General features: G+C 62.7%; 21 protein-coding genes and 1 other RNA gene. 5 read left to right on the forward strand and 17 right to left on the reverse strand.

Annotation, left to right across the window (positions count from 1 at the left end; translation table 11 throughout):
* The first annotated feature begins 25 nt into the window (after positions 1-25).
* Positions 26-736, forward strand: coding sequence for a metal-dependent transcriptional regulator (locus QN084_RS03100; RefSeq protein WP_069695163.1), 711 nt, complete (start codon positions 26-28; stop codon positions 734-736).
* 20 nt (positions 737-756) lie between these two features.
* On the opposite strand, the gene QN084_RS03105 is transcribed toward QN084_RS03100, so the two are convergent.
* Positions 757-2,223 (reverse strand): MFS transporter, encoded by a 1,467-nt coding sequence (locus QN084_RS03105; protein ID WP_069695164.1) that lies wholly within the window; start codon positions 2,221-2,223, stop codon positions 757-759.
* A gap of 69 nt (positions 2,224-2,292) precedes the next feature.
* Between QN084_RS03105 and QN084_RS03110 the strand changes: the two genes are divergently transcribed.
* Positions 2,293-2,622 carry a hypothetical protein gene (locus tag QN084_RS03110; RefSeq protein ID WP_062099247.1) on the forward strand — a complete coding sequence of 110 codons (330 nt, stop codon included), beginning with the start codon at positions 2,293-2,295 and terminating at the stop codon, positions 2,620-2,622.
* A 45-nt stretch (positions 2,623-2,667) separates the two neighbouring features.
* Here QN084_RS03110 and QN084_RS03115 read toward each other — a convergent pair whose 3' ends face one another.
* The 14 genes from QN084_RS03115 to QN084_RS03180 form a co-directional block, all read right to left on the reverse strand.
* Positions 2,668-3,672, reverse strand: coding sequence for a S1C family serine protease (locus QN084_RS03115; RefSeq protein WP_083261903.1), 1,005 nt, complete (start codon positions 3,670-3,672; stop codon positions 2,668-2,670).
* Between the two features lie 222 nt (positions 3,673-3,894).
* Positions 3,895-4,263: a transfer-messenger RNA gene (ssrA, locus tag QN084_RS03120) on the reverse strand.
* A 109-nt stretch (positions 4,264-4,372) separates the two neighbouring features.
* On the reverse strand, positions 4,373-4,846 hold the full coding sequence (gene smpB, locus QN084_RS03125) for an SsrA-binding protein SmpB (protein WP_031216076.1): 474 nt from the start codon (positions 4,844-4,846) through the stop codon (positions 4,373-4,375).
* A gap of 99 nt (positions 4,847-4,945) precedes the next feature.
* Positions 4,946-6,358 (reverse strand): M23 family metallopeptidase, encoded by a 1,413-nt coding sequence (locus tag QN084_RS03130; RefSeq protein ID WP_043426089.1) that lies wholly within the window; start codon positions 6,356-6,358, stop codon positions 4,946-4,948.
* Between the two features lie 50 nt (positions 6,359-6,408).
* Entirely contained in the window at positions 6,409-7,323 is a 915-nt protein-coding gene (gene ftsX, locus QN084_RS03135) for a permease-like cell division protein FtsX (RefSeq protein ID WP_021471905.1), read from the reverse strand.
* Positions 7,320-8,084, reverse strand: coding sequence for a cell division ATP-binding protein FtsE (ftsE, locus tag QN084_RS03140; RefSeq protein ID WP_031216372.1), 765 nt, complete (start codon positions 8,082-8,084; stop codon positions 7,320-7,322). Before ftsE ends, ftsX begins: the two co-directional genes overlap by 4 nt.
* A 226-nt stretch (positions 8,085-8,310) precedes the next feature.
* The gene (gene prfB / locus QN084_RS03145) at positions 8,311-9,426 is read right to left on the reverse strand and encodes a peptide chain release factor 2 (protein WP_031216370.1); all 1,116 of its coding nucleotides are present in this window, start codon (positions 9,424-9,426) and stop codon (positions 8,311-8,313) included.
* Between the two features lie 67 nt (positions 9,427-9,493).
* The gene (locus QN084_RS03150; RefSeq protein WP_069695166.1) at positions 9,494-9,943 is read right to left on the reverse strand and encodes a pilus assembly protein TadG-related protein; all 450 of its coding nucleotides are present in this window, start codon (positions 9,941-9,943) and stop codon (positions 9,494-9,496) included.
* Positions 9,940-10,368 (reverse strand): hypothetical protein, encoded by a 429-nt coding sequence (locus QN084_RS03155; RefSeq protein WP_139126771.1) that lies wholly within the window; start codon positions 10,366-10,368, stop codon positions 9,940-9,942. Before QN084_RS03155 ends, QN084_RS03150 begins: the two co-directional genes overlap by 4 nt.
* Positions 10,352-10,795 (reverse strand): TadE/TadG family type IV pilus assembly protein, encoded by a 444-nt coding sequence (locus tag QN084_RS03160; RefSeq protein ID WP_069695168.1) that lies wholly within the window; start codon positions 10,793-10,795, stop codon positions 10,352-10,354. The genes QN084_RS03155 and QN084_RS03160 overlap by 17 nt, the downstream gene beginning before the upstream one ends.
* Positions 10,795-10,983: a hypothetical protein gene (locus tag QN084_RS03165; RefSeq protein WP_031216367.1), complete on the reverse strand. Its 189-nt coding sequence runs from the start codon at positions 10,981-10,983 to the stop codon at positions 10,795-10,797. The genes QN084_RS03160 and QN084_RS03165 overlap by 1 nt, the downstream gene beginning before the upstream one ends.
* 134 nt (positions 10,984-11,117) lie before the next feature.
* Positions 11,118-12,059, reverse strand: coding sequence for a type II secretion system F family protein (locus tag QN084_RS03170; RefSeq protein ID WP_062097241.1), 942 nt, complete (start codon positions 12,057-12,059; stop codon positions 11,118-11,120).
* Positions 12,056-12,913 carry a type II secretion system F family protein gene (locus QN084_RS03175; protein WP_069695169.1) on the reverse strand — a complete coding sequence of 286 codons (858 nt, stop codon included), beginning with the start codon at positions 12,911-12,913 and terminating at the stop codon, positions 12,056-12,058. Before QN084_RS03175 ends, QN084_RS03170 begins: the two co-directional genes overlap by 4 nt.
* Positions 12,913-14,136, reverse strand: coding sequence for a TadA family conjugal transfer-associated ATPase (locus tag QN084_RS03180; RefSeq protein WP_069695170.1), 1,224 nt, complete (start codon positions 14,134-14,136; stop codon positions 12,913-12,915). Before QN084_RS03180 ends, QN084_RS03175 begins: the two co-directional genes overlap by 1 nt.
* Positions 14,137-14,421: 285 nt before the next feature.
* On the opposite strand from QN084_RS03180, the gene QN084_RS03185 reads away from it, so the two are divergent.
* Together QN084_RS03185 and QN084_RS03190 are read left to right on the forward strand one after the other, a co-directional pair.
* Positions 14,422-17,145 (forward strand): GH25 family lysozyme, encoded by a 2,724-nt coding sequence (locus QN084_RS03185; protein WP_319641362.1) that lies wholly within the window; start codon positions 14,422-14,424, stop codon positions 17,143-17,145.
* A 237-nt stretch (positions 17,146-17,382) separates the two neighbouring features.
* Positions 17,383-18,729, forward strand: coding sequence for a neutral/alkaline non-lysosomal ceramidase N-terminal domain-containing protein (locus tag QN084_RS03190; protein ID WP_021471894.1), 1,347 nt, complete (start codon positions 17,383-17,385; stop codon positions 18,727-18,729).
* 71 nt (positions 18,730-18,800) lie between these two features.
* On the opposite strand, the gene QN084_RS03195 is transcribed toward QN084_RS03190, so the two are convergent.
* Both QN084_RS03195 and QN084_RS03200 read right to left on the reverse strand, forming a co-directional pair.
* On the reverse strand, positions 18,801-19,226 hold the full coding sequence (locus QN084_RS03195; RefSeq protein ID WP_242703036.1) for a hypothetical protein: 426 nt from the start codon (positions 19,224-19,226) through the stop codon (positions 18,801-18,803).
* Positions 19,227-19,426: 200 nt separating this feature from the next.
* The gene (locus tag QN084_RS03200) at positions 19,427-20,203 is read right to left on the reverse strand and encodes an Rv1352/Rv1906c domain-containing protein (RefSeq protein ID WP_168529464.1); all 777 of its coding nucleotides are present in this window, start codon (positions 20,201-20,203) and stop codon (positions 19,427-19,429) included.
* A gap of 367 nt (positions 20,204-20,570) precedes the next feature.
* Here QN084_RS03200 and QN084_RS03205 point away from each other — a divergent pair, with 367 nt between their 5' ends.
* A complete protein-coding gene (locus QN084_RS03205) occupies positions 20,571-23,870 on the forward strand; it encodes a chitobiase/beta-hexosaminidase C-terminal domain-containing protein (protein WP_259362628.1) in 3,300 nt (1,099 codons plus the stop codon).
* The last annotated feature ends 88 nt before the right edge of the window (positions 23,871-23,958 follow it).

Below are 23,958 nucleotides of genomic sequence, written 5' to 3' on the forward strand. Positions count from 1 at the left end.
CCGGCGGCCACGGTAGGCTTGGAACGTGAAGACCAGCACGCCCTCCTCCTCGATCGAGGACTACGTCAAGGTCATCTACTCCTACACGGAGTGGCAGGACAAGCCGATCACTTCCTCGCAACTTGCCCAGCGGTTGGGGGTTGCCAACTCGTCGGTGTCCGAGATGGTCCGCAAGCTCAAGGACCAGGGCCTGGTAGACCACCAGCCTTACAGCGCCATTCGGTTGACCCCTGAAGGCATGCGGCTGGCACTGTCCATGGTGCGCCGGCACCGGCTGATTGAGACGTACCTCGTTGAAGAACTGGGCTATAGCTGGGACGAGGTCCACGATGAAGCCGAGATGCTGGAGCATGCCGTCTCCGACACCTTCATCGAAAGGATGTCCGCGAAGCTCGGCCATCCCGTGCGGGACCCGCATGGTGACCCGATCCCCGCGTCGGACGGATCGGTGGAGTTGCCGCATGCCTACCGCCTGATCGAACTCGACGAGGGCCATTCCGGCCGTATCACCCGCATCAGCGATGAGAATCCCGATTTGCTGCGCTACTTGGCCGCCGAGGACATTTCCCTGGATGCCCGCGTGGAAGTGGTGGGGCGCAAGCCCTTCGGAGGGGCCTTGGTGGTCCGCGTGGGCAGCGGGTCCGCCCGGCGCGAATTCGACCTTGCCGACGAAGTAACCTCAGCACTCTGGGTCCAGAGCACAGAAACCCACGAAGGCTGTGTCCTCACGCGCTGACTCAAGCGGGCACCTGGCGGTCAGCCTGGCTGGTGGGCCGTGCCGCCGTCGTCGGCCGCTTTTCCGCCTTCGCTGCCAGAAGCATCCGCCGGCTGTCCCCCCGCAGGAGGTACTTCGTTCCGGATTCCGACGGCGGAGGCCAGGCCACCCAGGAAGAACAGTCCCGCTGTGACCCAGAGAGCGGCATAGAGGCCCTCCCTGGTGAAAGCGGGACCGACGATGAGACCTGCGAAGGCAATACAAATGAGGCCGGCTATGCGGGCCACTGCGTTGTTGACGGCAGATCCTATGCCTGCCTCCTCCGTTGGCACAGCACCGAGAATGGCTGCGGTGAGCGGTGCAACCAAGGTGGCGAGCCCCACGCCGAACACCACTTGGCCGGGGAAGACCTGCGTCCAATAATCCAACGGTTCCTGGATGGATAGCGACATGAGGAACCCGGCACCGCACAGCAAAGGGCCCGCCGTCATGAACCACCGGGGCCCGTGCTTACCGGCCAGTCCGCCGAAGTACGAGGCAGCCAGCATAAGGATCACGGTTCCGGGCAGCAGGGCGATCCCCGCCGTCGTGGCACCCATGCCGCCCACCTGCTGAAGGTAAATGCCCAGGACGAAGAATCCCTGGGAAATGGCACCGTAGATGGCCAGCGTGGCCAGGTTGCCCCAGCCGACATTCCGGATGCCAAACAGCCGCAGCGGCAGCATGGGTTCTGCGGTCCTGTTCTCATGGAGCAGGAAAAGCACCAAGGCGAGGACGCCCACCACCAACGGCAGCCAAACCTGCGGGGCCGACCACCCCAGGCGACCCTGCTCAATGAAGGCAAAGACCGGGCCGCCAAGCCCCACCATCGCCAGGGCAGCTCCGGTGTAGTCGATCTTCTTGCTCTTGTCCCTTGCGGCATCGGAACTTCGCAGCCGCACCAGCATCGGCCAGATCACCGCGGCGGGAATGACGTTGATGAAGAAGATGACACGCCAGGACAGCAGGTCAACGGAGACGCCCCCGATCAAAGGCGCAACGATCGCCGCCGCACTCGTCCAACCGGACCATTGGCCAATGGCCTTGGATTGGGCCGGACCGGAGAACACCGTCACGATCATCGCCAGGGAACTTGGTACCAGGAGCGCGCCGGCAATCCCCTGCAGGGCGCGGGAGATCACCAGCATTTCCCCGTTCCATGCCAAGCCGCACAGAACCGAGGTGACTGCGAAGCCGGTCAGTCCCCATTCGAGGATCCTCGCCCGGCCAAAATGGTCCGACAGCGAACCGGCAACAAGGATGAGGGAACCCAAGGTCAGCAGATAGGCATCCACCACCCATTGTTGGATCACCAGGCCGCCGCCCAATTCGCGCCCGATCGCCGGCAGCGCGAGATTGACCACAAAGCCATCCAGGATGGCGATGAAAGATGCCACGATCGCCACCACCAAGACCCGCCGCTGCAAGGGTGTGCTGGGTGGCAGGGCCGCTTCAGCCGTCATGTGCACAGCCTACGCTTGCCGTATCGTTGAGTGGTGATCAGCAGACGTGATGCCGCTTTGGCCCTTGATATCTCCATGGAAATGGCCCAGCGCCACGGCATCCCGCCCCGGCTGTCGGAATCGGACCTTCGAGATCTCCAGGACAACCCGCCGCCATGGTTGGTGCAGTCCCGCGCAAACCGTACCGGCAAACGTCCGGTGTGGGTGCACCTGGACTGCGCGGTCTGCAACTATTCCGAGGCAGTCAGGCCCAAGAAATGGTGGCCGGAGTTCTCATTCGTCTACTGCGGGCATCACCGCAGCAGGGAGCTGCCCGAGTTGTTCGCCGGGGACGTACGAACCGAGTATGAGGGTATCGGCAGCCGCTTCGTGGGCGTCGTGGACGTCCGCGCCGAAGACCAATAACCTCTTCCGGTCGTCCTGGCATCTGACCGGGAAGCCAAGGCCGCCTCAGCCCATTTCCGACGGAACCGCAACCAGCCCCACCAGTTTTCCCTCCCGCAGAACCGTCAAGGGGAACGGCTGACCGATCGCCTCCTCGAAGAGAAGCTTCTGCAGGCTCTCGGCACTGGAAACGGCCCGTCCTTGGGCTTGGAGAACCACATCCCCCGGCTGCAACCCGGACAACTCGGCCGGGGAACCGGCGATCACTTCCACGACGCGCAGCCCTTCCTTCTGGCCCGTGCGCACCACCGCGCTCGCGTCGAGCGGTATGGGTGTGCTCACCAGCCCCAGATAGGCCCGGTGGACGCGACCATCCTTGAGAAGTGATGAGATGATCCGCTGGGTTGTCCTATTAATGGGAACCGCCAGGCCAAGTCCCAGCCCGGCAACGGCGGTATTGATGCCCACAATGCGTCCCTTGGTGTCAGCCAGCGCTCCCCCGGAGTTCCCGGGGTTCAGTGCTGCGTCGGTTTGGATCACATCTTCGATCACCCGCCTGTGCTCCCCTGCACGCACTGGAATGGACCTTCCGAGCCCGCTGACAACACCCGCCGTCACGGAGCCGGACAGCCCCAAGGGATTACCGACGGCGATGACCAACTGGCCCACCCGCAGGAATTCCGCGTTCCCCAACACAGCGGGAGGCGGGGTTCTGCCCAGTCCCCGAACCACGGCGAGGTCGGACAACAGATCGGCACCCACCAGTTGGACGTCGCTTTGCTTGCCGTCGGCGAAGACGGCCCGGCCGGACTCGGTCCCGGCAACGACGTGGGCGTTGGTGAGCAGGTAGCCGTCGACGGTAAAGACCACAGCCGAGCCGCTGCCCACCCGAACCCGGCCGTTGCGCCGGGTGCTGACCATCTCGATGGCGGCCACATGCGGCGTCACCGAGCCGGCCACGCGGATGACCGTTTGCGAGTACGCGTCCAGGACGTCGTCGTCGTCGGTTTCGGTCCCGTTGCCCGCTCCCGGATTGTTGTCTTCGAATGCAAACTCGCGCCCGACGTCCATCATGTTGCCTCCTGCCACCCGGCCGATGCCCCTGCGGGCCTATCCACTACAACCGATGCGCCGGGTCCCCTAGTCCTGTCCCGGCTACGCCGTGGGTGAACCTGCTGCGATGTACCGGCCGCGGTGTGGCCCCTGCCCCAGCGCCGGGCTTCCCCAGCACGGCACCGCCGGGCTGCAGGAGGGCAAAAGAAAGCCCCCGGACGAGTGTCCGAGGGCTTTCAAGGGTGGAGATGGGGGGAATTGAACCCCCGTCCGATGTCGTGTTGTCAGGGCTTCTCCGGGCGCAGTTTGCGTCGGATTTTCTCGGCCCCAGCCATCCTGCAAACAGGTGGCTGATCCAGGCCCAGTCATCTAAAAGTCCTGTTTACCCCAATGACGAAGGCAAACAGCAGTGGCTATCTAAATGACGCCAGGAACCGGGGCGATAGCAACCCCGGGCTGACGGACTGTCTTACTGCTTAGGCAGCAAGAGCGAAGTCAGTGCGCTTAGATTCGGCACTTATTGGTTTGCAGACAGCGTTAACGAGATAATTCTGCATCCTCGGCCCGCTTCACCTGTCGCGACTAACATCGTCGAAACCGATCATCCCCGTATTTTGTTACCAAACCGGCGTTTGCTCATCACTCCCGCCGGACTACCAATCATAACGCATGTTCCCCGAAGATCATTCCCGGGAACCCGCGCGGGTTCCGCGACCCGCTACGAGCGTCGGTTACGTTCCCGCAATTCGCGCAACGACTCGCGCTTGTCCTGCTGCTCCCGCAGCGTTTGGCGCTTGTCGTAGTCCTTCTTACCGCGGGCGATCGCGATTTCCACTTTTGCCCGCCCATCCAGGAAGTACAACTGAAGGGGCACCACCGTGAACCCGGACTCGCGGATTTTGTGCGAGATCTTGTCCAGTTCTTCCCGGTGCAGCAAGAGCTTACGACGCCGGCGCGCGGCGTGGTTGGTCCAGCTCCCCTGGTTGTACTCCGGGATGTGGATGCCCTCCATCCACAACTCATCGTTATAGAAGGTGCAAAAGCCGTCCACCATGGAGGCATGGCCTTCACGGAGGGACTTCACCTCGGTACCCATCAGGGCAATGCCTGCCTCGTAGGTATCGAGGATCAGGTAGTTGTGCCGGGCCTTCCGATTGGTGGCCACTACCTTACGGCCACTTTCTTTGGGCACGGTAGAACTCCTTGCTGGTTGCGGATTCCAACCCAGTGTACGCCAGGGATGAGCCGGCTCTGTGCCGTGGCGGAATCAGTTCGCTCAGGGGAAAAGACGCTACAGGAGGGTCATGGGATCCACGGCTGCACCGTTCAGCCACGTCTCAAAGTGCGCGTGGCAGCCGGTTGAGTTGCCGGTGCTTCCCGAGTAGGCGATCAGCTGGCCTTGCGAGACCCGCTGCCCGTTTGCCACCACGATGCTGCTGTTGTGGTAGTAAATGGTGGTCAACGAGTTTCCCTGAACAACCCCATGGGAGAGCTTGACGCGCCAACCGCCACCATCAGCGGAATTCCACCCGGAGTTGAACACCTCGCCGGCCGCCGCGGCATAGACCGGCGTGCCACACGATGCACCGAAGTCGATGCCCGTGTGCATGTAGCCTCCCGTGCCGTAGAAGTCGATGGTACCCGGCGGGGTCGCTCGCCAGCCGAAGCCGGAAGTGATGGGCACGTAGTTGGCAAACGGGTGTCGCAGGCCAAAGGCCGACGGCGACCCTACCGGCGGAACGTACACCGGCTCCGGCGGGGCCGGCTTGCCCTGCGCCGCAGCGGCGGCTGCAGCTGCCGCAGCCGCTTCGGCGGCGAGCCGGCGCTGCTCGGCTTCCCACGCCTCGCGCAACTTTCGATCGCGCTCCTCGATTTCGGCTGCCACGGTGTTCTGCTCGGCCTTGACCCGTGCTAGGTCCGCCTCGATGCCGGGCTTGGCTGCTTGGAGCTGGCTGTTGAGCCGGGTGGTGTCCTCAATAAGCTTGTCGACCTCGGCCTTCTTGCTGGCCGCTTCGTCCCGAGCGGCCTTTTCGCGCTCGAGGGCTGCGTCAGCCTTCGCCTTGAGGTCCTGAATCTCAGCTTCCACTGCTGCCAACCGCGCCTGCGAGTTGACGTTGGTGGCGTTTTGCTGGGTCAGCTTGGTCATCGCAGCGTTCTGGCTGCGCATTGCCTGATCGGCAAGGTCCATGGACTCTGTCAGGCTGCCCGATTCATCCGAGCCGAAGAGCAAGGCAATGTTGGTCGGCACCCCGCCTGACTTGTAGGCCTGGGAAGCAATCTGCCCGATCAACTTCTTGGTATCGGTGATCTTCTGCTTGTCGCTCTCAAGCTGCTCGGTGATCTTGGCCTTGTTCTGCTGCGCCAGCTCAACCCTGGCCGCCAATGCCTCGACTTCCTTGACGGCACTGGCTACTCTGCCCTGGGCTTCCAGGAGCGCTTGCTGGGCACCGGGAAGGCGGCCCTGGTAGATCACCAGATCCCCGGCCGCCTTCGCGATCTTTGCGTCGACGAATTCGAGGGATGCCTGTACCCGGGCAGATTCAGCCTCAAGGGCTGCCTGCTGGTCGTCCAGATTGTCTGCTTGCGCGGCCGGAACGCCCGAAAGGAGGCTTGCAGCCAGGCCGGCCGCTACGACGGCACCAAGAATCCTTGCTTGTCCGGACGCGAGGCGCCGGCGAAGAGATGTCCGGTCCATCGTGCTCATGGGGGTTCCTTTGCGTTTGCCGGCGTCGGGGGTTTGTTCTCGATCCACGGCTAAACCTTCAAGTAGCGCCGGAGGGTCAACAACGAGGATATCCCGGCAAGGCCGCCGCCAAGTGCAATGAGCACCGGTGCCAGTACCAGAACCTGCGTCGACGAAATGAACGGTGTATTCAAGAACTGCCTGGAGAGATCGCCGTTGAGCCAGAAGTGCGCCATCAGCCACAGCGTGAGGGAGGCCAGGACAGCACCCACGACGGCGGCTATCACCCCTTCCAGGATGAACGGCAGCTGGATGACTGTCTTCGACGCGCCCACAAGCCGCATGATGCCCGTTTCCCGCCGCCTGCTGAACGCCGAAAGCCTGATGGTGGTGGTGATCAGCAGCACTGCGCAGAAGATCATCACGGCTGCGACACCAACCGCCACCACGGAAGCACCGTTCATCCAGGAGAAGATCCTCTCCAGGACCTGCCTCTGGTCGCTGACTGTCTCGACGCCCGGCTGGGATGAGAAGGTCTCGCTGATGATCTGGTACTTTTCCGGGTTCTTCATGTTGATCCGGAACGAAGCCGGCAACTGGTCCTCGGTGACCGAATCCACGATCGGCGAGTTGGAGAACTGGTCTTTGAAGTGCTTGTAGGCCTCGGCCTGCGACTCGAATTGGAAGTCGTTGACGTACTGCTTTACGGCCGGCGACTCGAGCATTGCCCGGATATTGTCCTGCTGCTCTTTCGTGGCGGGTCCGGAGGCGCAACCAACGGTGGTGGAGCCATCGTTGCACAGGAAGACGGCAACCTGGACTTTGTCGTACCAGTAGCCCTTCATCTGGTTGATCTGCATTTGGAGCATCCCGGCTGCTCCCACGAACGTCAGCGACACGAAGGTCACCAGCACCACGGAGATCACCATGGACAGGTTCCGGCGCAACCCGCTGCCGATTTCCCCGAGGATAAACAGAAGCCTCACAGCTGGGCCCCCTGGGCGCGGTTGATTTCTTCGTCGCTTGCATCACGGAGCCTCCGCGACTCCCCCACCACGGGAATCATGGACGTGTAAAGGGCCTTGGCTTCATCGCGGATGATCTTGCCGTTCTGCAGTTCCACCACGCGGCGGCGCATCTCGTTGACGATGTCGTCGTCGTGGGTGGCCATGACCACGGTGGTGCCGTTCTGGTTGATCTTGTCCAGGACGCCCATGATGCCCATGGACGTGATGGGGTCAAGGTTGCCGGTGGGCTCATCGGCCAGCAGGATTCCAGGCCGGTTGACGACCGCCCGGGCAATGGCAACACGCTGTTGCTCACCGCCGGACAGTTCATGCGGCATGCGGCGCTCCTTGCCTTCGAGGCCCACGGTTTTGAGGACTTCCGGGACGGTCTCGCGGATGATGGAGCGGCTCTTGCCAATCACCTGCATGGCGAAAGCCACGTTGGCAAAGACGTTTTTCTGCGGCAGGAGGCGGAAGTCCTGGAAGACCACCCCGATGCCGCGGCGAAGTTTGGGCACGCGCCAGCTTGAAATGTTGGCGACGTTCTGGCCGGCCACGTAGACAGAGCCGGACGTCGCTTTGTCTTCCTTCAGGATCAGCCTCAGGAAAGTGGACTTACCCGAGCCCGAGGCGCCCACGAGGAAGGTGAACTCACCGCGGTTGATCTCAAGGCTGACAGCATCGAGCGCCGGTCGCGCGTTCTGCTCGTAGACCTTGGTGACATTCTCAAATCTGATCATGACCCTTTTGACCCCGCCGGACATGACTTTTTGGCCCAGTCCAACAGCCGGAGCGCGGGCTTTCGAATGGGGGAAGTGAGAGCACCGGCCTCTCGACTATACGCAGGGGCAGGTGGCGATTCGGCCGGTTTGAGGGGCGTGTCGCCAAAACCGCACCCACTGGGGCGCTCCCCCATCACGGACAATTCCCGTTTGCCGCACTGCTACGGGCGAGGGGGGACCGGACCTACTCGGCAGCGTTGCGGTTGCCGGTACGCCAGCGGATGCCTGCATCGATGAAGTCATCGATGTCGCCGTCGAGCACCGCGGACGTATTTCCTACCTCGTGCTCGGTCCGGAGGTCCTTCACCATCTGGTACGGGTTCAGTACGTACGAGCGCATCTGGTCACCCCAGGATGCTTTGACGTCGCCGGCCAGGGCCTTCTTCTCGGCGTCCTGCTGCTCTTTCTTGAGCAACAGCAAACGCGACTGGAGTACCCTCAGCGCGGCAGCACGGTTTTGCAGCTGTGACTTCTCGTTCTGCATGGACACCACAATTCCGGTGGGAATGTGGGTGAGCCTGACGGCCGAGTCGGTAGTGTTGACGGACTGTCCGCCCGGGCCGGAAGAGCGGAAGACATCCACGCGGATCTCATTGTCCGGGATCTCGATCGAGTCGGTCTGCTCAATCAGCGGGATGACTTCCACTGCAGCAAATGACGTTTGCCGCCGGCCTTGGTTGTCAAAGGGGCTGATGCGGACCAGGCGGTGCGTGCCTGCCTCGACGCTCAGGGTCCCGAAAGCATATGGAGCCTTCACTTCGAACGTGGCCGACTTCAGTCCCGCTTCTTCGGCATAGGAGGTGTCCATGACAGTGGTCGGGTAGCCATGGCGCTCTGCCCACCGCAGGTACATGCGCAACAGCATCTCGGCAAAGTCGGCGGCATCCACACCGCCCGCTCCTGCACGGATGGTCACGACGGCTTCACGTTCGTCATACTCGCCGGACAGCAGTGTCACGACCTCGAGTTCCGCGAGCGCCTTGCGGATGGATTCGAGCTCCTTTTCCGCTTCGGCCATCGAGGCCTCGTCGCCCTCGTCCTGGCCCAGTTCCACGAGGACTTCCAGATCGTCAATCCTCGCGGCAAGCTTGCTGAGGCGTTCCACCTCGGACTGGCGATGGGACAGGCGTGACGTCACTACCTGGGCCGACGCGGGATCGTCCCATAGGTCCGGGGCTCCGGCTTGCTCGCTCAACTCCGCGATTTCGGCCTTGAGGCCCTCGACATCGCTGACGTCTTCGATGGAGCTGTAAGTGGCGCGGAGCGCGCGGATTTCTGCGGGAAAGTCAATCTCAGCCATGGTCATTCAAGCCTACGCTATTGGCGGCTCACGCCTTGTGCGGTTGAAGAAGGGCCCGGTTCGGGCGTCATTGTGTCAACCGTGACCTCGCGGCTGACGTGGCTTCCACGTAGATGCCTTCAGGAAGCAGGAAGCTGACCACCGGCGGATGGGCTACAGCGGACAGTGTCACCAGCGCAGTTCCTCCAGGACTGCTTCGTGTCCCCGGTTCGATGTGCAGCTGGTCATGATGGGCATAGGCGTCACTGGCTGCCAAGTACGTCTGGACAGCAGCGGACACCCGTTCATCGCCCAATGACACGGAAGGCGCGGCGCCACCTTCCATGTCTCCGGCCATGAAAGTGTCCGACGCTGCGAGCGCGGCACCGTCGGCCAGGGACAGAAGCTTCTTGTGCTCTATATAGACCGCGGAAACGGCCATGACTACCGAGGCCGTCAACAGCGCCAGGAGGACACATCCAATGGACAGCACTGCTATCTGCCCCTCCTCTTTGGGATGGGTTTCCTGCCGGCTCATCTGAAGCGGCCGGCCTTCTGTGTTGCAGAGGCATCCAAGTGGGCAGCATCGAGTTTCAAGACATCCCCAAACGGCACCATGGGCAGATGTACTGACAGGTGGACTGAAACGGACACCGTTGCCCCGGGCGAGGGGCATTGGGGCCTGTCGCACGAGACATCCACAGTTACTGCCTCTGCCGTGTAGCCATAGTCGCCCAACGCGACGGCCACCGCTTCCTCGGCAGCTGCCAGCGCCTGCCCGGGCTCCGGTTCGGACACAAAGACCTTGGCCGCTTGGTCGGCAGCGGCCACGACTGCGAACATGCCCGCCTGTATCTGGCCGATGGTGACAATGAAGTAGACAACAGGAACCATGAGCATGACAGACAAGAGCAGGAACTCAACCGCCGCACTGCCGGTCTCATCCTCAACCAGCCGCAGCATTCCCCGCCTTGGAACGTGGAGCCGTGATGACCGCATGGCCCGTGACCTGTAATGCGTGGCCAGGACCGATCAGGCCGAAGATCGGCAATGGAGCCTTGACGGTCACCTCGAGTGTGGACCGACCCTCAATGTCGACTTCCCTGATACTGATATCGGATCCGAACCCGCTGTTGACGCTCGTGCCGATCAGTTCGTTCGTCCTGGCTACGGCGTCAGCCGGGGTCCGATCCGCCAGTGCGCCATATCTGGCCCCCGAGGCAGCAGCGTCAATCAGCAGGTTTCGGACATGCAGGACCAGCATCAGTTGGATGACCGACATGAACAGAAGCGTCAGCACTCCCCCCACAAGGACAAAGTCGACGACGGCGGATCCGCGTTCCCGTGCTCCGCTGTCCGTGGGAGGAGACCCGCCCGTCGCCCAAACCATCACTTGCCTACTTTGGCGATGGCCTGGTTGAAGAGGCCCTCAAGTGCCGGAGACGCCAAGGCCAGGAGGCCTGCAACCAAGATCGCTGACATCAAGGTGATCATGACCCAACCCGGAACGTCGCCCCGTTCGGGATGGTCTTCCTCGTACCCGACCAACTTTTGTCCAAGGGTCGTAGCCGCAACCATAAGGCGGGCCGCCGGGGTCCACGGTGCACGAGGGTCCGATGCGTGGTTCTCTTCGATTCTTTTCATGTCACTCCTATGAGTTGGTTGTGATGGTGATCAGTTCTGTTTGCTGCGGCTGGAGTCGTGGGGCCTCGTCAAAGACTGATGTCCAAGGCGACCACGGCCGGGAAGGCCGCAAAGATGACGGTCAGGGGCAGGACGCCAAAGACCAGGGGGACCATCATGCCGATTTCCTTGCGCCCGGCCGACTCCATGAGCTCCCGCTTGGCTGCATCGCGGACGTCGGCCGCTTGGGCCCGCAAAACCTCGGCCAGAGGCGTGCCCCGGTCCACAGCCACCACCAGACCGTCCACAAAGCGGACTACCGCCGGCACCTCGGTCCTTGCGGAGAAAGCCTGCAACGCTTCAGTGAAGGGTTTGCCGGATCGTGCGTCGGCCAACACCTCAGCGAACTCCTTGGCGAGTTCCCCGTTGGACGTCCTGCAGATCCTTTCCATCGCATTGAGTGCGCTTTCACCCGCCGCCACTGCAAGTGCCAACAGCTCGGCAACACCCGGGAACTCCGCCAAAAACGCCGCCTCGCGCCTCTTTATCCTCAGGTCCAGGACAAAGCTCCGCAGCAAATACCCGCCCGCAGCACTGCCCGCAACGGCAATCAGCGCTGCGAGGGGGAGGAACCTTCCGGAAACCGCGCTCGCCAGGACCCCGAGCACCGCAAGCAGGACTCCGCCGGCCGCCCACAGCAATTGCTCGGCCCTGAAGTCGACCACTGACTTCGCGGCACCTGCCCGGGCCAGCTTGCGCGCAAGGGCGGTCCCGCCGGGATCGAAACGAGCCAGCAAGCCGAGCCCCTCGCGAACCACCGGCCGCAGGATGCGCTCCAAAGGCCCAAAGGGTGCAACATCCCGGCCGATCGGGCGAAGGAGACGGGAGTGGAGATTATGGGCCCTTAGTTGCGGCTCCACCCTGTCCTGGAAAGTTGGCTTCCGCATGAAAGGCAACCTCACCATGACAAGCCAGGATCCTGCCCCCAACAGGAAGCCAAGAGCGACCGCTGGACCCAAAGCGGCCGTCATCGAAGCACCCTGACATCTTCTGGCAAGGCACCGATCCGTAGCATGAGTGAGTAACAGGCCACCGACACTGCCAGTCCGCCCAGAAGCACTCCGGCTCCGGTGCCGGAGTTGTACGCCGCCATTGCTTCCGGCCTCCCGGCCATCACCACCAGCACGATCCAAGGAGCCGCCACGGCGAGCCTTGCTCCGTTCACGGTCCACGACTGCCTGGCTTCAAGCTCACCCCGGGTCCGGCTGCTTTCGCGCAAGAAAGCAGCAAGGGTGCCCAGCATATGGCCCAGGTCCGAGCCACCGACTTCCCGTGTCATCCGCAGTGCTTCGACAATCCTGTCCGCAACCGGATCCGCAAGCCGCTCCTTGAGCTTGTCCAATGCAGGTTCAAAGTGTCCGCCCGACCTGTAATCTGCGGCGAAATCAACAAACAGGTGCCGTATTTCTTCGGGCCCCTTGTAGCCGAGTTGAACCAAGGCGTCGGGCAAGGACAGACCTGCCCGGATGCCGGAACGCAGGTGGTCTACGACGTCGGGCCAAACCTGCCGCAGGCTGGATCGCCGCCTCTTGGCCCGTCTCCGAACCACCGCAACGGGTAGCCATGCGCCAAAACATCCGAAGCATGCAGCAACAGCGGGCGAGCCCGTCCCTGCGAAGAACAGGAGCATGACCACCAAGCCCAACCCTGCGCAGCTGATGATGAGGCCTGCTCCCGAAACCTTCTCAATCCCCGCAGAGAGCAGCAGGAGTTCCAATCGACCCGGCCCCTTGGGGGCGGCTACTCCGGTTCCGGGGACGGACCACGCCGACCACCACATCAGGAAGACTCCCACCCCGCATGACAGCCCCAGCAACGCCGCCATCAGTTCAGTTCCAGCAGTTCGGCAACATCGAAGCCTGCTCTCGCGAACTTTTCCGGCGCGGGCATGGAGGTCCCCCTGGGGCGCAACCGTCCCTCGCTCATCTGGAAAACCGGCGAAGATTCAATCACGCCGTTCTCAACCCGCCGGCCCAGAGACAAAATCTCGGTCACTTGCCTGCGTCCCGTAGTGTGGCGGCTGCAATGAACCACAAGGTCAATGCAGGAAGCGACCGTAGGAACAACGAACGCGCTGGAGATGTTCGATCCCGCAAGGAGTGGCAAGGTACAGATTTTCGTCACGGCATCGTGCGCCGAATTGGCATGGACGGTGCACATTCCGGGAAGGCCGGAATTCAGGGCTATCAACATGTCCAGGCTTTCGGCCTCCCTGACTTCGCCCACCACCAGGCGTTCGGGACGCATCCGCAGGGCTTCCTTGACCAACTTCCGCATGGGAATTTCGCCCTCGCCTTCCAGGTTCGCCTGCCGGCACTGGAGGGCGACGACATCCCGAAGGGGAAGTTGAAGCTCAAAGATCTCCTCCACCGTGATCACCCGCTCACGGGGACCGATGCCGGAGGCCAGGCAATTGAGCATCGTCGTCTTTCCCGCCTGGGTGGCCCCTGAGACGAGGATGTTGAGTCCGCTCGCTACAGCTGCTCCGAGGAACTTGGCCGCTTGGGAATTAAGGCTGCCCAGTTCCACGAGGTGTTCGAGCCTGCGCGCCTTGGCAATGAATTTCCGGATATTCACTGCCCAGTGCTTCCTGGTGACGTCGGGGATGACCACGTGCAGCCGCGAGCCGTCGGGAAGGGCGGCATCAACAAAAGGCGAGGACACGTCCAACCTGCGCCCGGAGGTTTTGAGCATCCGCTCCACAAGGTCCCGGACCTGCTGCCCGGTCAGGCTTATATCAGTGAGTTCGGATTCACCGTTGCGTGCAACGAAGACTTCGTGTGGAGCGTTGATCCAGATCTCCTCGACGCTGGGGTCGTCCAGCAGTGGTTGGAGCGGCCCGAATCCTGCCACGGCATCGAAAATGTGGCGGCGTGCCACGTCCACAGGACCCATATGGGGCAACGGGGCCAGAAGCGATCTTTGGCCATAGTCATTGATGGCCGCGTCAACTAGCAGCCGCACTTCTCCGGCTTCCTCGAAAGGATCCAGCCCCTGCCTCCGGACGAGCTCGCGGACCTCACCTTCAATAATGCGCAGCGCGTCCATGGAACCCCCATCAACCAGGAACGTATAAACGAGAGGCGTATCTCGAGATATTTACGCTAGGGCAGCGGCGGACCGGCTCAAAAGGGGCGTGGTGGAGCTTGTGGATAAGTGGCTGCGGCCGTCCCATGTGCAGCATCAGTCCCACTAGTCACTCCAGTTTCCCGAGTGTTAGGGTAATGCCCGATAGGAGCTGGCCTTTGGTCCCTTATGCAGGCGCCCGCCCCGGAGCCTGTTGGCAAAGCCACTACTTACCGCGGAACCGCGGTACAGGCCGGAAAAATGGATATGACGAGTAACTCAGTACGCTCTTTTCCACGCAGGTCTCTGGCCAGGACCGGGATAGGCCTCGCTTTGGCCATCGTGGCCGGGACCTTCCTCGTGGGCCCCGTTAAGGCAGTTGAGCCGGGCCCCCGGCCTGCTCCCCCCTCGCAGACCACGGAGTCGGCCGCAGTCAACCAGGAGTATCCGCCCATCGGGCCAGGCAGCCCTGAGCAAGCCGCGCCTCGGCCGGGGGCAAGCGTCGGCGGAGAACCGGCGGCTTCCACCGCCGTCGAACCTTCTGCCGCTGAAGCCCCGGACTCTGCCGCCAGACACAAGCGGGACGCGAGGACGCAGGCAGTAAACCCGGGCCAGCCCGGCGGCCCTGTGGACCCTGAAGCCATGAAAGCGGCCATGCGGGCAGCCATTCCCGCCGGAGGCGCGGAGATGGGCCAGCGATCGCCCCGCGTGGCAGCGGCGAAGGAACAGGGCAGCACGTCAACCCCATCGGGGTCACGGGGAGTCGGCAGCATCGTCCCCATGGCTCCGGATCCCGGACATTGGCGTCCAACGATCGGAGTGCAAGGCCAGGACGTCAGCGCCCACCAAGGCAACGTCAACTGGCAGAGCCAATGGAACATGGGTTCCCGCTGGGCTTACGTCAAAGCTTCAGAAGGCAACTACTACCTCAACGAGAATTACGCACAGCAATACAACGGTTCCCGCAACGTTGGCATGGTCCGGGGCGCCTACCACTTCGCGATCCCCAACTGGTCCTCCGGCGCCGACCAGGCCAGGTACTTCGTGGCGAACGGTGGCGGGTGGACGGCCGACGGTTACACGCTTCCGCCGGTGCTGGACATCGAGTACAACCCCTACGCAGGCCGGACCATCAACGGCTTTTACTTCGGCAACACCTGCTATGACATGTCCAAGGCCCAACTCGGACAGTGGGCAGCGGACTTCGGCAATACGGTGAAGGCACTGACGGGACGTTTTCCGGTCATCTACAGCACCACGGACTGGTGGAATACGTGCGTTGGCAATTCCACCTTCGGCAGCTACCCGCTGTGGATTGCCTCCTACTGGTCCAACCCCACCAACTCTCCCGGTTCCATGCCGCTGAGCTGGGGCAATTACACGATGTGGCAATACAGCAGCACCGGGCCTTTCGAGGGCGACTCCAACATCTTCAACGGCAGCTACGATCAACTGCGGACTTACGCCCGAGGTGTCTCCTACCCGTCCAACCCCGCCATCAAGTCCGGCGCGGACATCCTGACCACAAACGCCTCAGGAAGGCTTGACGCATTCAGGGCAAGCGGTACGGGCAAGATCACCGGCCCGTACACCATTGGGTCGGGATGGTCGGATGCAACAGCCGTATACGTCGTGGACTGGGACCAGGACGGCGTCCAGGACATCTTGTCCCAGTGGTCCGACGGGACGTTGAAGGTCTTCCGCGGAGCCCCGGGCGGCGGCTTCTATGGAGCCGTCCAGGTGGGCTCAGGCTGGGAGGAAATGTCACTCACGGTGGGCTGGTGGAACCTGAAGGACCCCTATCCCGGAGTCATCGGCCAAGACTATCTGGGAAACCTCTACCGCTACTCGAACACCCGGGGCGGCGCGCTTGGCAACGGAACGCTGATCGGCACAGGCTTCAGGGGGCACCAACTCAACCAGCTTGATTTCGACGGCGACGGCAGCCAGGACATGGTCACCCGTACTGCCGATGGCGCCCTCCGGCTATACCGATCCAACGGAGTCGGCGGCTTCCTCAATGAAACGGCAAGGGTCGTCGGAAGCGGCTGGTCCGGGATGAGTGCCGTCAGCTCCGCCACCAACTTCAGCGGTTCGGGTTCCCAGGGCCTGCATGCACGTGCCGTCAATGGAGACCTCTATTACTACCCCGTGTCGTCCGGAACGTGGGGCACTCGCAGTCTCATCGGCCTGGGCTGGAACGATGCGAGCCTCATCAGCGGGGCTGCATTGGACGTTGAGACAACCCAGGGCCTCGACGAAGAAGACGTGCTGGCCGTAAGGCCGGACGCCAACCTCTACCGGTACCAAGGAACCGGTTCCACGGCGCTGTCGCCCCAAGACCTTATAGGGACGGGATGGAGCGGCCTCAAAGCCGGCTTCGTCACCGACTGGAACAAGGACGGGGCATTGGACATCGTGGCGCAGTGGTCCGACGGTCGTTTGACCGTCTATCCGGGACGAAACGGCAGCGGTTTCGGTGACCCGATCTCCCTCGGCAGCAACTGGAAGAACTGGACGTTGACCGTCGGTAGTTGGAAGAAGGCCGATCCCTACCCGGGCATCGTCGGCTACGACGCGACCGGTCGCCTCCACTACTTCAGGAACCCGGGCGGGAAGACTGTGTCCACGGGCGTTTCCATCGGCATCGGCTGGTCAGGCCTGGATATTGCACAGCTGGATTTCGACAAGGACTCCAACGCGGATCTCCTGGCCAAGACCCCCAGCGGGGACCTTAAGCTGTACCGGAGCAACGGCGCCGGTGCCTTCGTTACCGAAGCTCCGCGAGTCGTGGGGACCGGCTGGGACATCATCTCCAGCTACAGCGGGGTCCGCAGCTTTGCCGGCGCCGGTTCAACCGGAATCATCGCCCGCACCACCGACGGCGAACTGCGGTACTACCCCGTCGGAGCCAAAGGTTCCTGGGGAACACCCAGCAGAATCGGCACCGGCTGGAATGGCCTGACGATCTTCTCCGCTGCGGCCAGGTAACACCGGCGCTGCGTGCAGGCCCGTCCCGGGATTAGCTCCAAGGACGGGCCTTTCGCCTTTTAAAGCGGGTCCATCCAAGGGCCCGGCATTAATCTCCTTTCAACCGCCAAATTTCCGGTATTGCGTGGTCTAATAAAGGTGGTCTCACGTTTTGGCTGTTCAGTGCATTCGGGAAACGGGCTTTGTTTGGGGGCAAACGAAGATCATCCCGCAGCGCGCAATCAAGGAGTGATTTTTATGGCGTTTAGGATAGGAACTGCCAGCGCTGACATAACGCCGTCCCTGAGCACCAATCCGTACATGGCGGGATACGGGACAACGGACGGCGGACGGGAAGCCACCAGCAGCTCCCCTTTCGAACCCCTGTACGCACGGGCCATCCTCATCTGGGAAGACACGCACCCGCACATCATCATCAGCCTGGATGTCCTGGCGCTGCCGCGGGCCATGCACCAGCGGATCAGGACCAGGATCCTTGCATTGGCCGACTGGTCCAGCAGCGACATCCTGATCCAGGCCACGCATACCCACAACGGTCCCGCGCTGATTGATACCCTGCACCCCTACATGGCTTACGGGTTGTCGGACCTTGGCTTGGTGCGTTCTTACAGCGACGACCTTGAGGACACCATCGTGGACCTCGCGCAGGAGGCCCTGGACGCCGATGAAACGCCAGTGACCTTCGACTACAAGGTCTCCACACAGAATTTCTCCGCCAACCGGGTGGGCCTCCCCTACACTGAAACGGCAGTGCCGGTCCTCGTCGCCCGGCGTGGGAACGGCACCCCGGCCGCAGTCATTTTCAGCTATGGCTGCCACCCGATCAGCGCCGGCCTGCGTACCCTTTTCGACGGAGATTTTGCAGCGGGAGCCTGCAACTACATCGAGAACCGCAACCCCAACTGCTTCGCCATGTTTATCCAGGGACCGGCCGGGGACCAGGATCCCGGCGGTGTCCGCAGCTGGGAACTGCGGGACCAGCACGGCGACGCTTTGGGCGCTACCGTCAACTCCGCGATGCAATCGGCAGGCCGGGCCCTCAGCGGTCCCATGGTGACCAGATATCAGGAGGTCCAGCTGCCGCTGGACATCACCGCGACGGCGGGAAACCTGGCAGCGGTCCGGGCCGCCTATGTGGCACGCCTGGGAAATCCGAACGGGCAGCCCCAGTGGTATCAGCGCCACGCGCAGGTGATGATCGGCCGCATCGACAGCAACAGCTACAAGACGGCGGTCCCGTCTCCGTTCCAAGTGTGGAAGTTCAACGGTAGCCCGCAGCTGAAGATCGCCATGATCGGCGGCGAACTGGTCAGCGGCTACGCGGCCTATTTCCGAAGCCGGAACGGCGGTACCAACGGAATCATCGTGGGCGGCTATGCCAACGAGTCCTGCTGCTACATCCCCAGCAATGAATTCTTTCCGCCCTTTATGCCCTTGGGCAGCTACGAGGGAGGGTGGGAACCGGACTTTCCTGGAATTGCCGGTGGCTCTATGACCGTTTACGGTCATCTGGCCCATTTCAAGGCAGGAGCCAACGGGGTGGAAACCACGCTCATCAATGCAATGAATTCATTATTGGCCTGAATTCCAGGCAGCCTAAAAGGGCGCGCACCTCGAAAGGGGTTCGCGCCCTTTTGCGCTGACAGGAATTACCTCTATTTCGCTCCGGCAGCTTTTAGCCACTTGGTAAAGACGGCAGCCTGCGGCGCCAAAGGAGCCAAGGCCAGGGCACCTTTCACTATCGGGACGCCGTAGGCGGCCAGTGCCGCATTGAGGGTGCGCGGGTCAGTTCGGGTGCACGCCCGGATGATCCGGAGGCACAATTCGGTCTGTTGTCCGGCGGGAGCCCCCGCCGCCACAGCGACGTTAACTGCCGCAGTTTCCTCCGCCGTCAGGACATGGGCCCCAGCACCGACGTAAGCCACCAAGCAGTCAGTGATGCGCAGGTAACGGGTAGACGCCCACACCTCTTCCAAGCTGGAGAACTTGCCGATCAGGCTCCCGTCAGCGGCCGTGCATGTGAACTGGTATCTCACCAGCGGTTCCGGTCTCTCCTTGGCAACTTTGTCATCACCTGCCACGACCGGTGCCATGTCAAGGGCGGAGGTTTGGGACGAATCAATTTTGGTTCCTGAGCAACCGGCCAAAGCAATCGTTGCAACGCCGAGCTGAAGAACACTGCGCCTGCGCATGTCCACCGAGGGATCCCCACTTCATTCGGATGCTCCCCAGCTCCGCATGCATTGGTTATTCGCCCCACGCCGTTTCCGGCTGCGTCTCCCTACATCTTCCCCCAAATTCCGCATTTGTCACTAGTAAAGTTTTGGCCGTCCTCCACCCGCACCCCTTGCGCCGCGTCTCTGGAGCCTCCACTGGCTGTCAATGCGCCGGCGTCTGTCCTCACCGACCACTCGCATTCCCCCGAAGAAGGACCGGGCTTGACCACTTGGTAGGTGCCGGATTGCAGGCCCTCCCCAACGCGGTGGCTGCCGTCCCCCACACGAGTGCCCTCTGCCCACGCGGCGATGATTTTGCCCTGCGGTGCGTCGGGGCAAAAGTCGGCCGCAGCCTTCAGCGATTCCCTGGAAGCTCCGGCAAAACCGTCGGGTCCGGCTTCGTCGCTGACCCTGGTGCAGAGACCCAGGACCCGCAGCATCACGTTCACTTCGTCCTCTGCGGCGACGTCCCGGGAAGCCACCTGGATTGCTTCGGCTTCACGCTCCGTAGGTTGAAACGGCTGCGGCCCTTGATAAGTGACTTCGCAGGAATCCATACGGGTGTAGTTCGTTGCTGCCCAGACTTCGGCAAGGCTCGACAGCTGAACCTCCGGCGAGGAATCGAGGCTGGTGCACCGGTACGCGTACCGGCCCGGAGTATCCTCCCCCGGCCCGTCGTCGCTTCCGTCGCCGTCGGGGGGCGGTACGGACGACGGCGACGGTGCGGGCGGCGTCGTCGTCTCCCCTTGGGTGAATCCCGACGGCGTTGGGCTCTCCGATGGCTGCGGCGACGGGACCACACAGCCTGTCAGCAGCAAAAGGGATAGAGCAGTTAGTGGCATGAGCCGGCGCATTGTGACCTCCACCTCCATCGTGCGTGGCGGTACATCGAGGGGTCAAGACGCGGCCGTGACGGGGCTTACCGAAGTCCACAGAAAATGCGGTAGTGACAAATGTGAAAATTGAGTCGAAGATGTACTAAGACGCAGCCGGAAACGGCGTGGGGCGAATAACCAATGCATGCGGAGCTGGGGAGCATCCGAATGAAGTGGGGATCCCTCGGTGGACACGCGCAATCGCAGTGTTCTTCAGCTTGGTTTGGCATGTCTTGCACTCGCCGGTCGCTCAAGAACCTCTCATAAAACCCTCCCGCGCCCTGATCGGGCCAACCGCGGCTACGGGCACCGCCGTCGCAGGCTCACCGCTCTGGTGGCCGCGGCCAGCCTCGCCACCGCGAGCCTTGCCGGCTTGGCGGGGGCGGGACCCGCGGCAGCCGACCAGGCGCGCCAGACCCTGGCAGTAGGCCTCACCAAGGCAGCCGGATCCATCGTCGATCCGGATGGCCGGATCTGGGTCTCCGATGCCAGGGCCGGTTTTTGCCGTGTCACGGAGACTTCCGGCGCTGTTACGGGCGGATTGGAAACCAACACCTGCCTTGGAGGCACCCTGGCCGGAAGCGATGACGGACCGAAGCTTCCGGGAGCCCCTGCCATGGTGGACCCGACGCCGGGGAATCCGGGCAGCGGTGACGAGATCGCTTTCATTCCTGATGCCGCCGTCGGAAGTTCCGAAGTGGTGCGTGCTTCGTGGAACTCCGGAAGCAGTGTCTTCGAGTACGACAGCCGCCTGACCATTTTCGACGGCGACCTTCGCCCGAATGCGGCCAGCGACGGCCCTGACGGGAATATCTACGTGTCGTTCGCCAACGCCCGGATGATCCTCAAGATCGTGGACCCCACGGCGCTGCATCCGAGTATCGAAAACATAGCCTCCGTTAACTCAAGTGCCTTGGGACTGGCCGCCACGCACCGCAACAGCGCCGGTAACGTCGTGGTCTATGTCGCTGAAACCTCGGGGCTGACAGTCTTCACCGCACCCGATGACGGGGATCTCACCAACTATATCCCCTCGCCGCTGTACAACGTCGGCAAGCCGACAGCCATCTACTACGACTGGGAGTCACCCCTCGTCCTGTACACCGGTACGGGCGGCGGCACCACAACAGCTGATGCGGGCAAAGACACGATCTCCCGGATCGACCTGAGCACAGACACGGTGGACAACCAGTGGGCTTTGGGCTTCAGCAAGATCGGCGGGCTTCACATTCGTGACGGGAAGCTGCTGGTGATGGAAGACCCCGGTCAGCTGGAGACGGCCAAGCCGACCCAAAAAGGCAGGCTCTTGAGCCTTGGCGGCGTTGTTCCGTCCATCGTTGGCGGTCCGACCGCCGCAAACGGCGGCCAGGCACCGAACCCGGCCTTCACCAACGACTCCACGCCTACCTTCACTGTGGCCTCGACGCCGCCGGGAGGAGCACTGGAATGCAGCCTCCAGTTGAGCACTGCCACCCCGGTCTGGCAGGTTTGCACCAACGGAACGTTTACGCCCCCTACCGCCTTGGCGGCAGGCGCCTACACGTTCTCCGTCCGGGCCGCTCCGTCGGGGACGCCGGTCTCCAGGTCATTCACCATCGACCTGACGGCACCAGCAGCCCCCGTCATCACATCCCCCGCTGCAGGAGCAACGGTCAATGGATCGCCGGTCCTCGGGGTCACCTCGGAAGCTGACTCCGTCCTGACTTGTTCCATCGATTCCACAACTACGTTTACGCCCTGCGCCAACGCGCAGACGTTGACCCTCTCCACTGCCGGCCAGCACATCATCAGGGTCCGGGCGACGGACAGGGCCGGCAACGTCAGCGCAGATGCCGCTGTGACGGTCACGGCGGACCTGACGGCGCCCCAGGTGAGCATCACCTCGCCGGCAGAGGGAGCAACGGTGGGCCTTTCGCCGTCGTTCGTCTTTGCCTCCACATCAAGCGACGTGGCAGGCTTCAGGTGCAAGCTGGGATCGAACGCCTTCACGGAGTGCACCTCGCCCAAGACGTACACGGATGTTCCGAGTGGCCCGGCGACGTTCACGGTCGAAGCCCGTGACCAGGCAGGGAACACCTCCACGGCCACCCGAACGGTGACCGTCTTCGCGCCGGATACTGCGGCGCCGGTTGTCACGGTGGACCCCTCGGCAGGAACGTACGGTCCCAACAGGACCATCACCCTGTCGGTCAACGAAGCCGCGAGCATCTACGTCACCACGGACGGAAGCACGCCAACAGCTTCCAGTCCCGTGTACTCAGGACCAATCCCCCTGACCACCATGACCCTGAAGTACTTTGCGCGGGACACGGCAGGCAACTCGTCAGCAGTGGCTACGCAGGCCTACGTCTTGGACAACACTGCTCCGTCGTTGACCATCACCCCGGCTAACGGAGCTTACGCCTCGGGCCAGCTGGTCACCATGACGGCCGGTGAGTCCGGCAGCACCATCTACTACACAACGGATGGGTCCAACCCAGGAACGGCGGCAGGTGGCAGCACCAAGGCCTACACTGCACCGTTCGCGATCACCGGGAACACAACGGTCAAAGCCTTGGCAGTGGACGCCTTCGGCAACTCGTCAGCGGTGGCCACGCGGACCTACACGGTCCTCGATACCACGCCTCCCGTGGTGACCGTCAACCCACCTGCTGGAAGCTACCCGGCAAACCAGCAGATCACGTTGACGGCCAACGAAGCAGGATCGAGCATCTACTTCACCACGAACGGCACGAATCCCACGGCCACGGCCGCCAACAAGTACTCCAGCCCCATCACGCTAACGTCGTCGATGACTCTGAAGTACTTTGCGGTTGATCCAGCGAACAACAGTTCCGCGATCGTCACCCAGGCCTACACAGTGACCGTGCCTCCCGCCAATACATGGAAGGACTACAACGGCGACGCCAAGAACGACGTCGTGGCACGCGACAATGGCGGCACGCTGTGGCTCTACCCCGGAAACGGCTCCGGCGGTTGGCTCACACAGCGTTCGATCGGGACCGGTTGGAACTCGCTCACGTCGATTGTGCCCACCAAAGACGTCAACGGCGACGGCCGAAGCGACATCCTGGCGCGGGATTCCAACGGCGTCCTGTGGCTCTACCCCGGCAACGGCAGCGGCGGTCTGCAGCCACGCGTCCAAGCCGGGACGGCGTGGAACGGAATGACCATGATCATCGCTCCCGGTGATTTCAGCGGCGATGGGAAGGCCGACCTGCTGGCCAGGGACTCGTCGGGCATTCTGAGGCTCTATAGGGGGAACGGCACCGGTGGTTTCGGTACTGTCTCGCAGGTGGGCACGGGATGGAACGTCATGTCAGCCATCCTGAGCACGGGTGACTTCAACGGGGACGGCAAAACCGACGTCCTCGCAAGGGATACGTCCGGACTGCTGTGGCTCTACCCGGGCAACGGCACCGGAGGCTGGCTTAGCCGTGTACAAGTGGGAAGCGGTTGGAATTCCATGACGGCGATCCTCGGACCGGGCGACTTCAACGGGGACGGCAAGAACGACGTCCTGGCCCGTGATTCCGGCGGCAGCCTCTTCCTCTACCCCGGAAATGGAACCTCCGGCTGGCTCTCAAGGAGCCAGGTCGGTTGGGGCTGGGGAGGATTTACTTCCCTTCCATGACGCCCTGGCAGGCAGTTCCCGCCGATCCGTAACCCGGCGGGGACTACCCGGCGGATAGCGAAAGGCCCGGACACACACAGTGTGTCCG

It is taken from the genome of Paenarthrobacter sp. R1 (assembly GCF_030264015.1).
Classification (GTDB): domain Bacteria; phylum Actinomycetota; class Actinomycetes; order Actinomycetales; family Micrococcaceae; genus Arthrobacter; species Arthrobacter ureafaciens.

Bases quoted from the DNA above. Each gene is read 5' to 3' on its own strand.
- QN084_RS03110 (WP_062099247.1), top strand. From the start codon at position 2,293: ATGGAAATGGCCCAGCGCCACGGCATCCCGCCCCGGCTGTCGGAATCG.
- QN084_RS03115 (WP_083261903.1), bottom strand. From the start codon at position 3,672: ATGGACGTCGGGCGCGAGTTTGCATTCGAAGACAACAATCCGGGAGCG.
- QN084_RS03130 (WP_043426089.1), bottom strand. From the start codon at position 6,358: ATGAGCACGATGGACCGGACATCTCTTCGCCGGCGCCTCGCGTCCGGA.
- ftsE (WP_031216372.1), bottom strand. From the start codon at position 8,084: ATGATCAGATTTGAGAATGTCACCAAGGTCTACGAGCAGAACGCGCGA.
- prfB (WP_031216370.1), bottom strand. From the start codon at position 9,426: ATGGCTGAGATTGACTTTCCCGCAGAAATCCGCGCGCTCCGCGCCACT.
- QN084_RS03150 (WP_069695166.1), bottom strand. From the start codon at position 9,943: ATGAGCCGGCAGGAAACCCATCCCAAAGAGGAGGGGCAGATAGCAGTG.
- QN084_RS03155 (WP_139126771.1), bottom strand. From the start codon at position 10,368: ATGCTGCGGCTGGTTGAGGATGAGACCGGCAGTGCGGCGGTTGAGTTC.
- QN084_RS03160 (WP_069695168.1), bottom strand. From the start codon at position 10,795: ATGGTTTGGGCGACGGGCGGGTCTCCTCCCACGGACAGCGGAGCACGG.
- QN084_RS03165 (WP_031216367.1), bottom strand. From the start codon at position 10,983: ATGGTTGCGGCTACGACCCTTGGACAAAAGTTGGTCGGGTACGAGGAA.
- QN084_RS03170 (WP_062097241.1), bottom strand. From the start codon at position 12,059: ATGACGGCCGCTTTGGGTCCAGCGGTCGCTCTTGGCTTCCTGTTGGGG.
- QN084_RS03175 (WP_069695169.1), bottom strand. From the start codon at position 12,913: ATGGCGGCGTTGCTGGGGCTGTCATGCGGGGTGGGAGTCTTCCTGATG.
- QN084_RS03180 (WP_069695170.1), bottom strand. From the start codon at position 14,136: ATGGACGCGCTGCGCATTATTGAAGGTGAGGTCCGCGAGCTCGTCCGG.
- QN084_RS03185 (WP_319641362.1), top strand. From the start codon at position 14,422: ATGACGAGTAACTCAGTACGCTCTTTTCCACGCAGGTCTCTGGCCAGG.
- QN084_RS03190 (WP_021471894.1), top strand. From the start codon at position 17,383: ATGGCGTTTAGGATAGGAACTGCCAGCGCTGACATAACGCCGTCCCTG.
- QN084_RS03200 (WP_168529464.1), bottom strand. From the start codon at position 20,203: ATGCCACTAACTGCTCTATCCCTTTTGCTGCTGACAGGCTGTGTGGTC.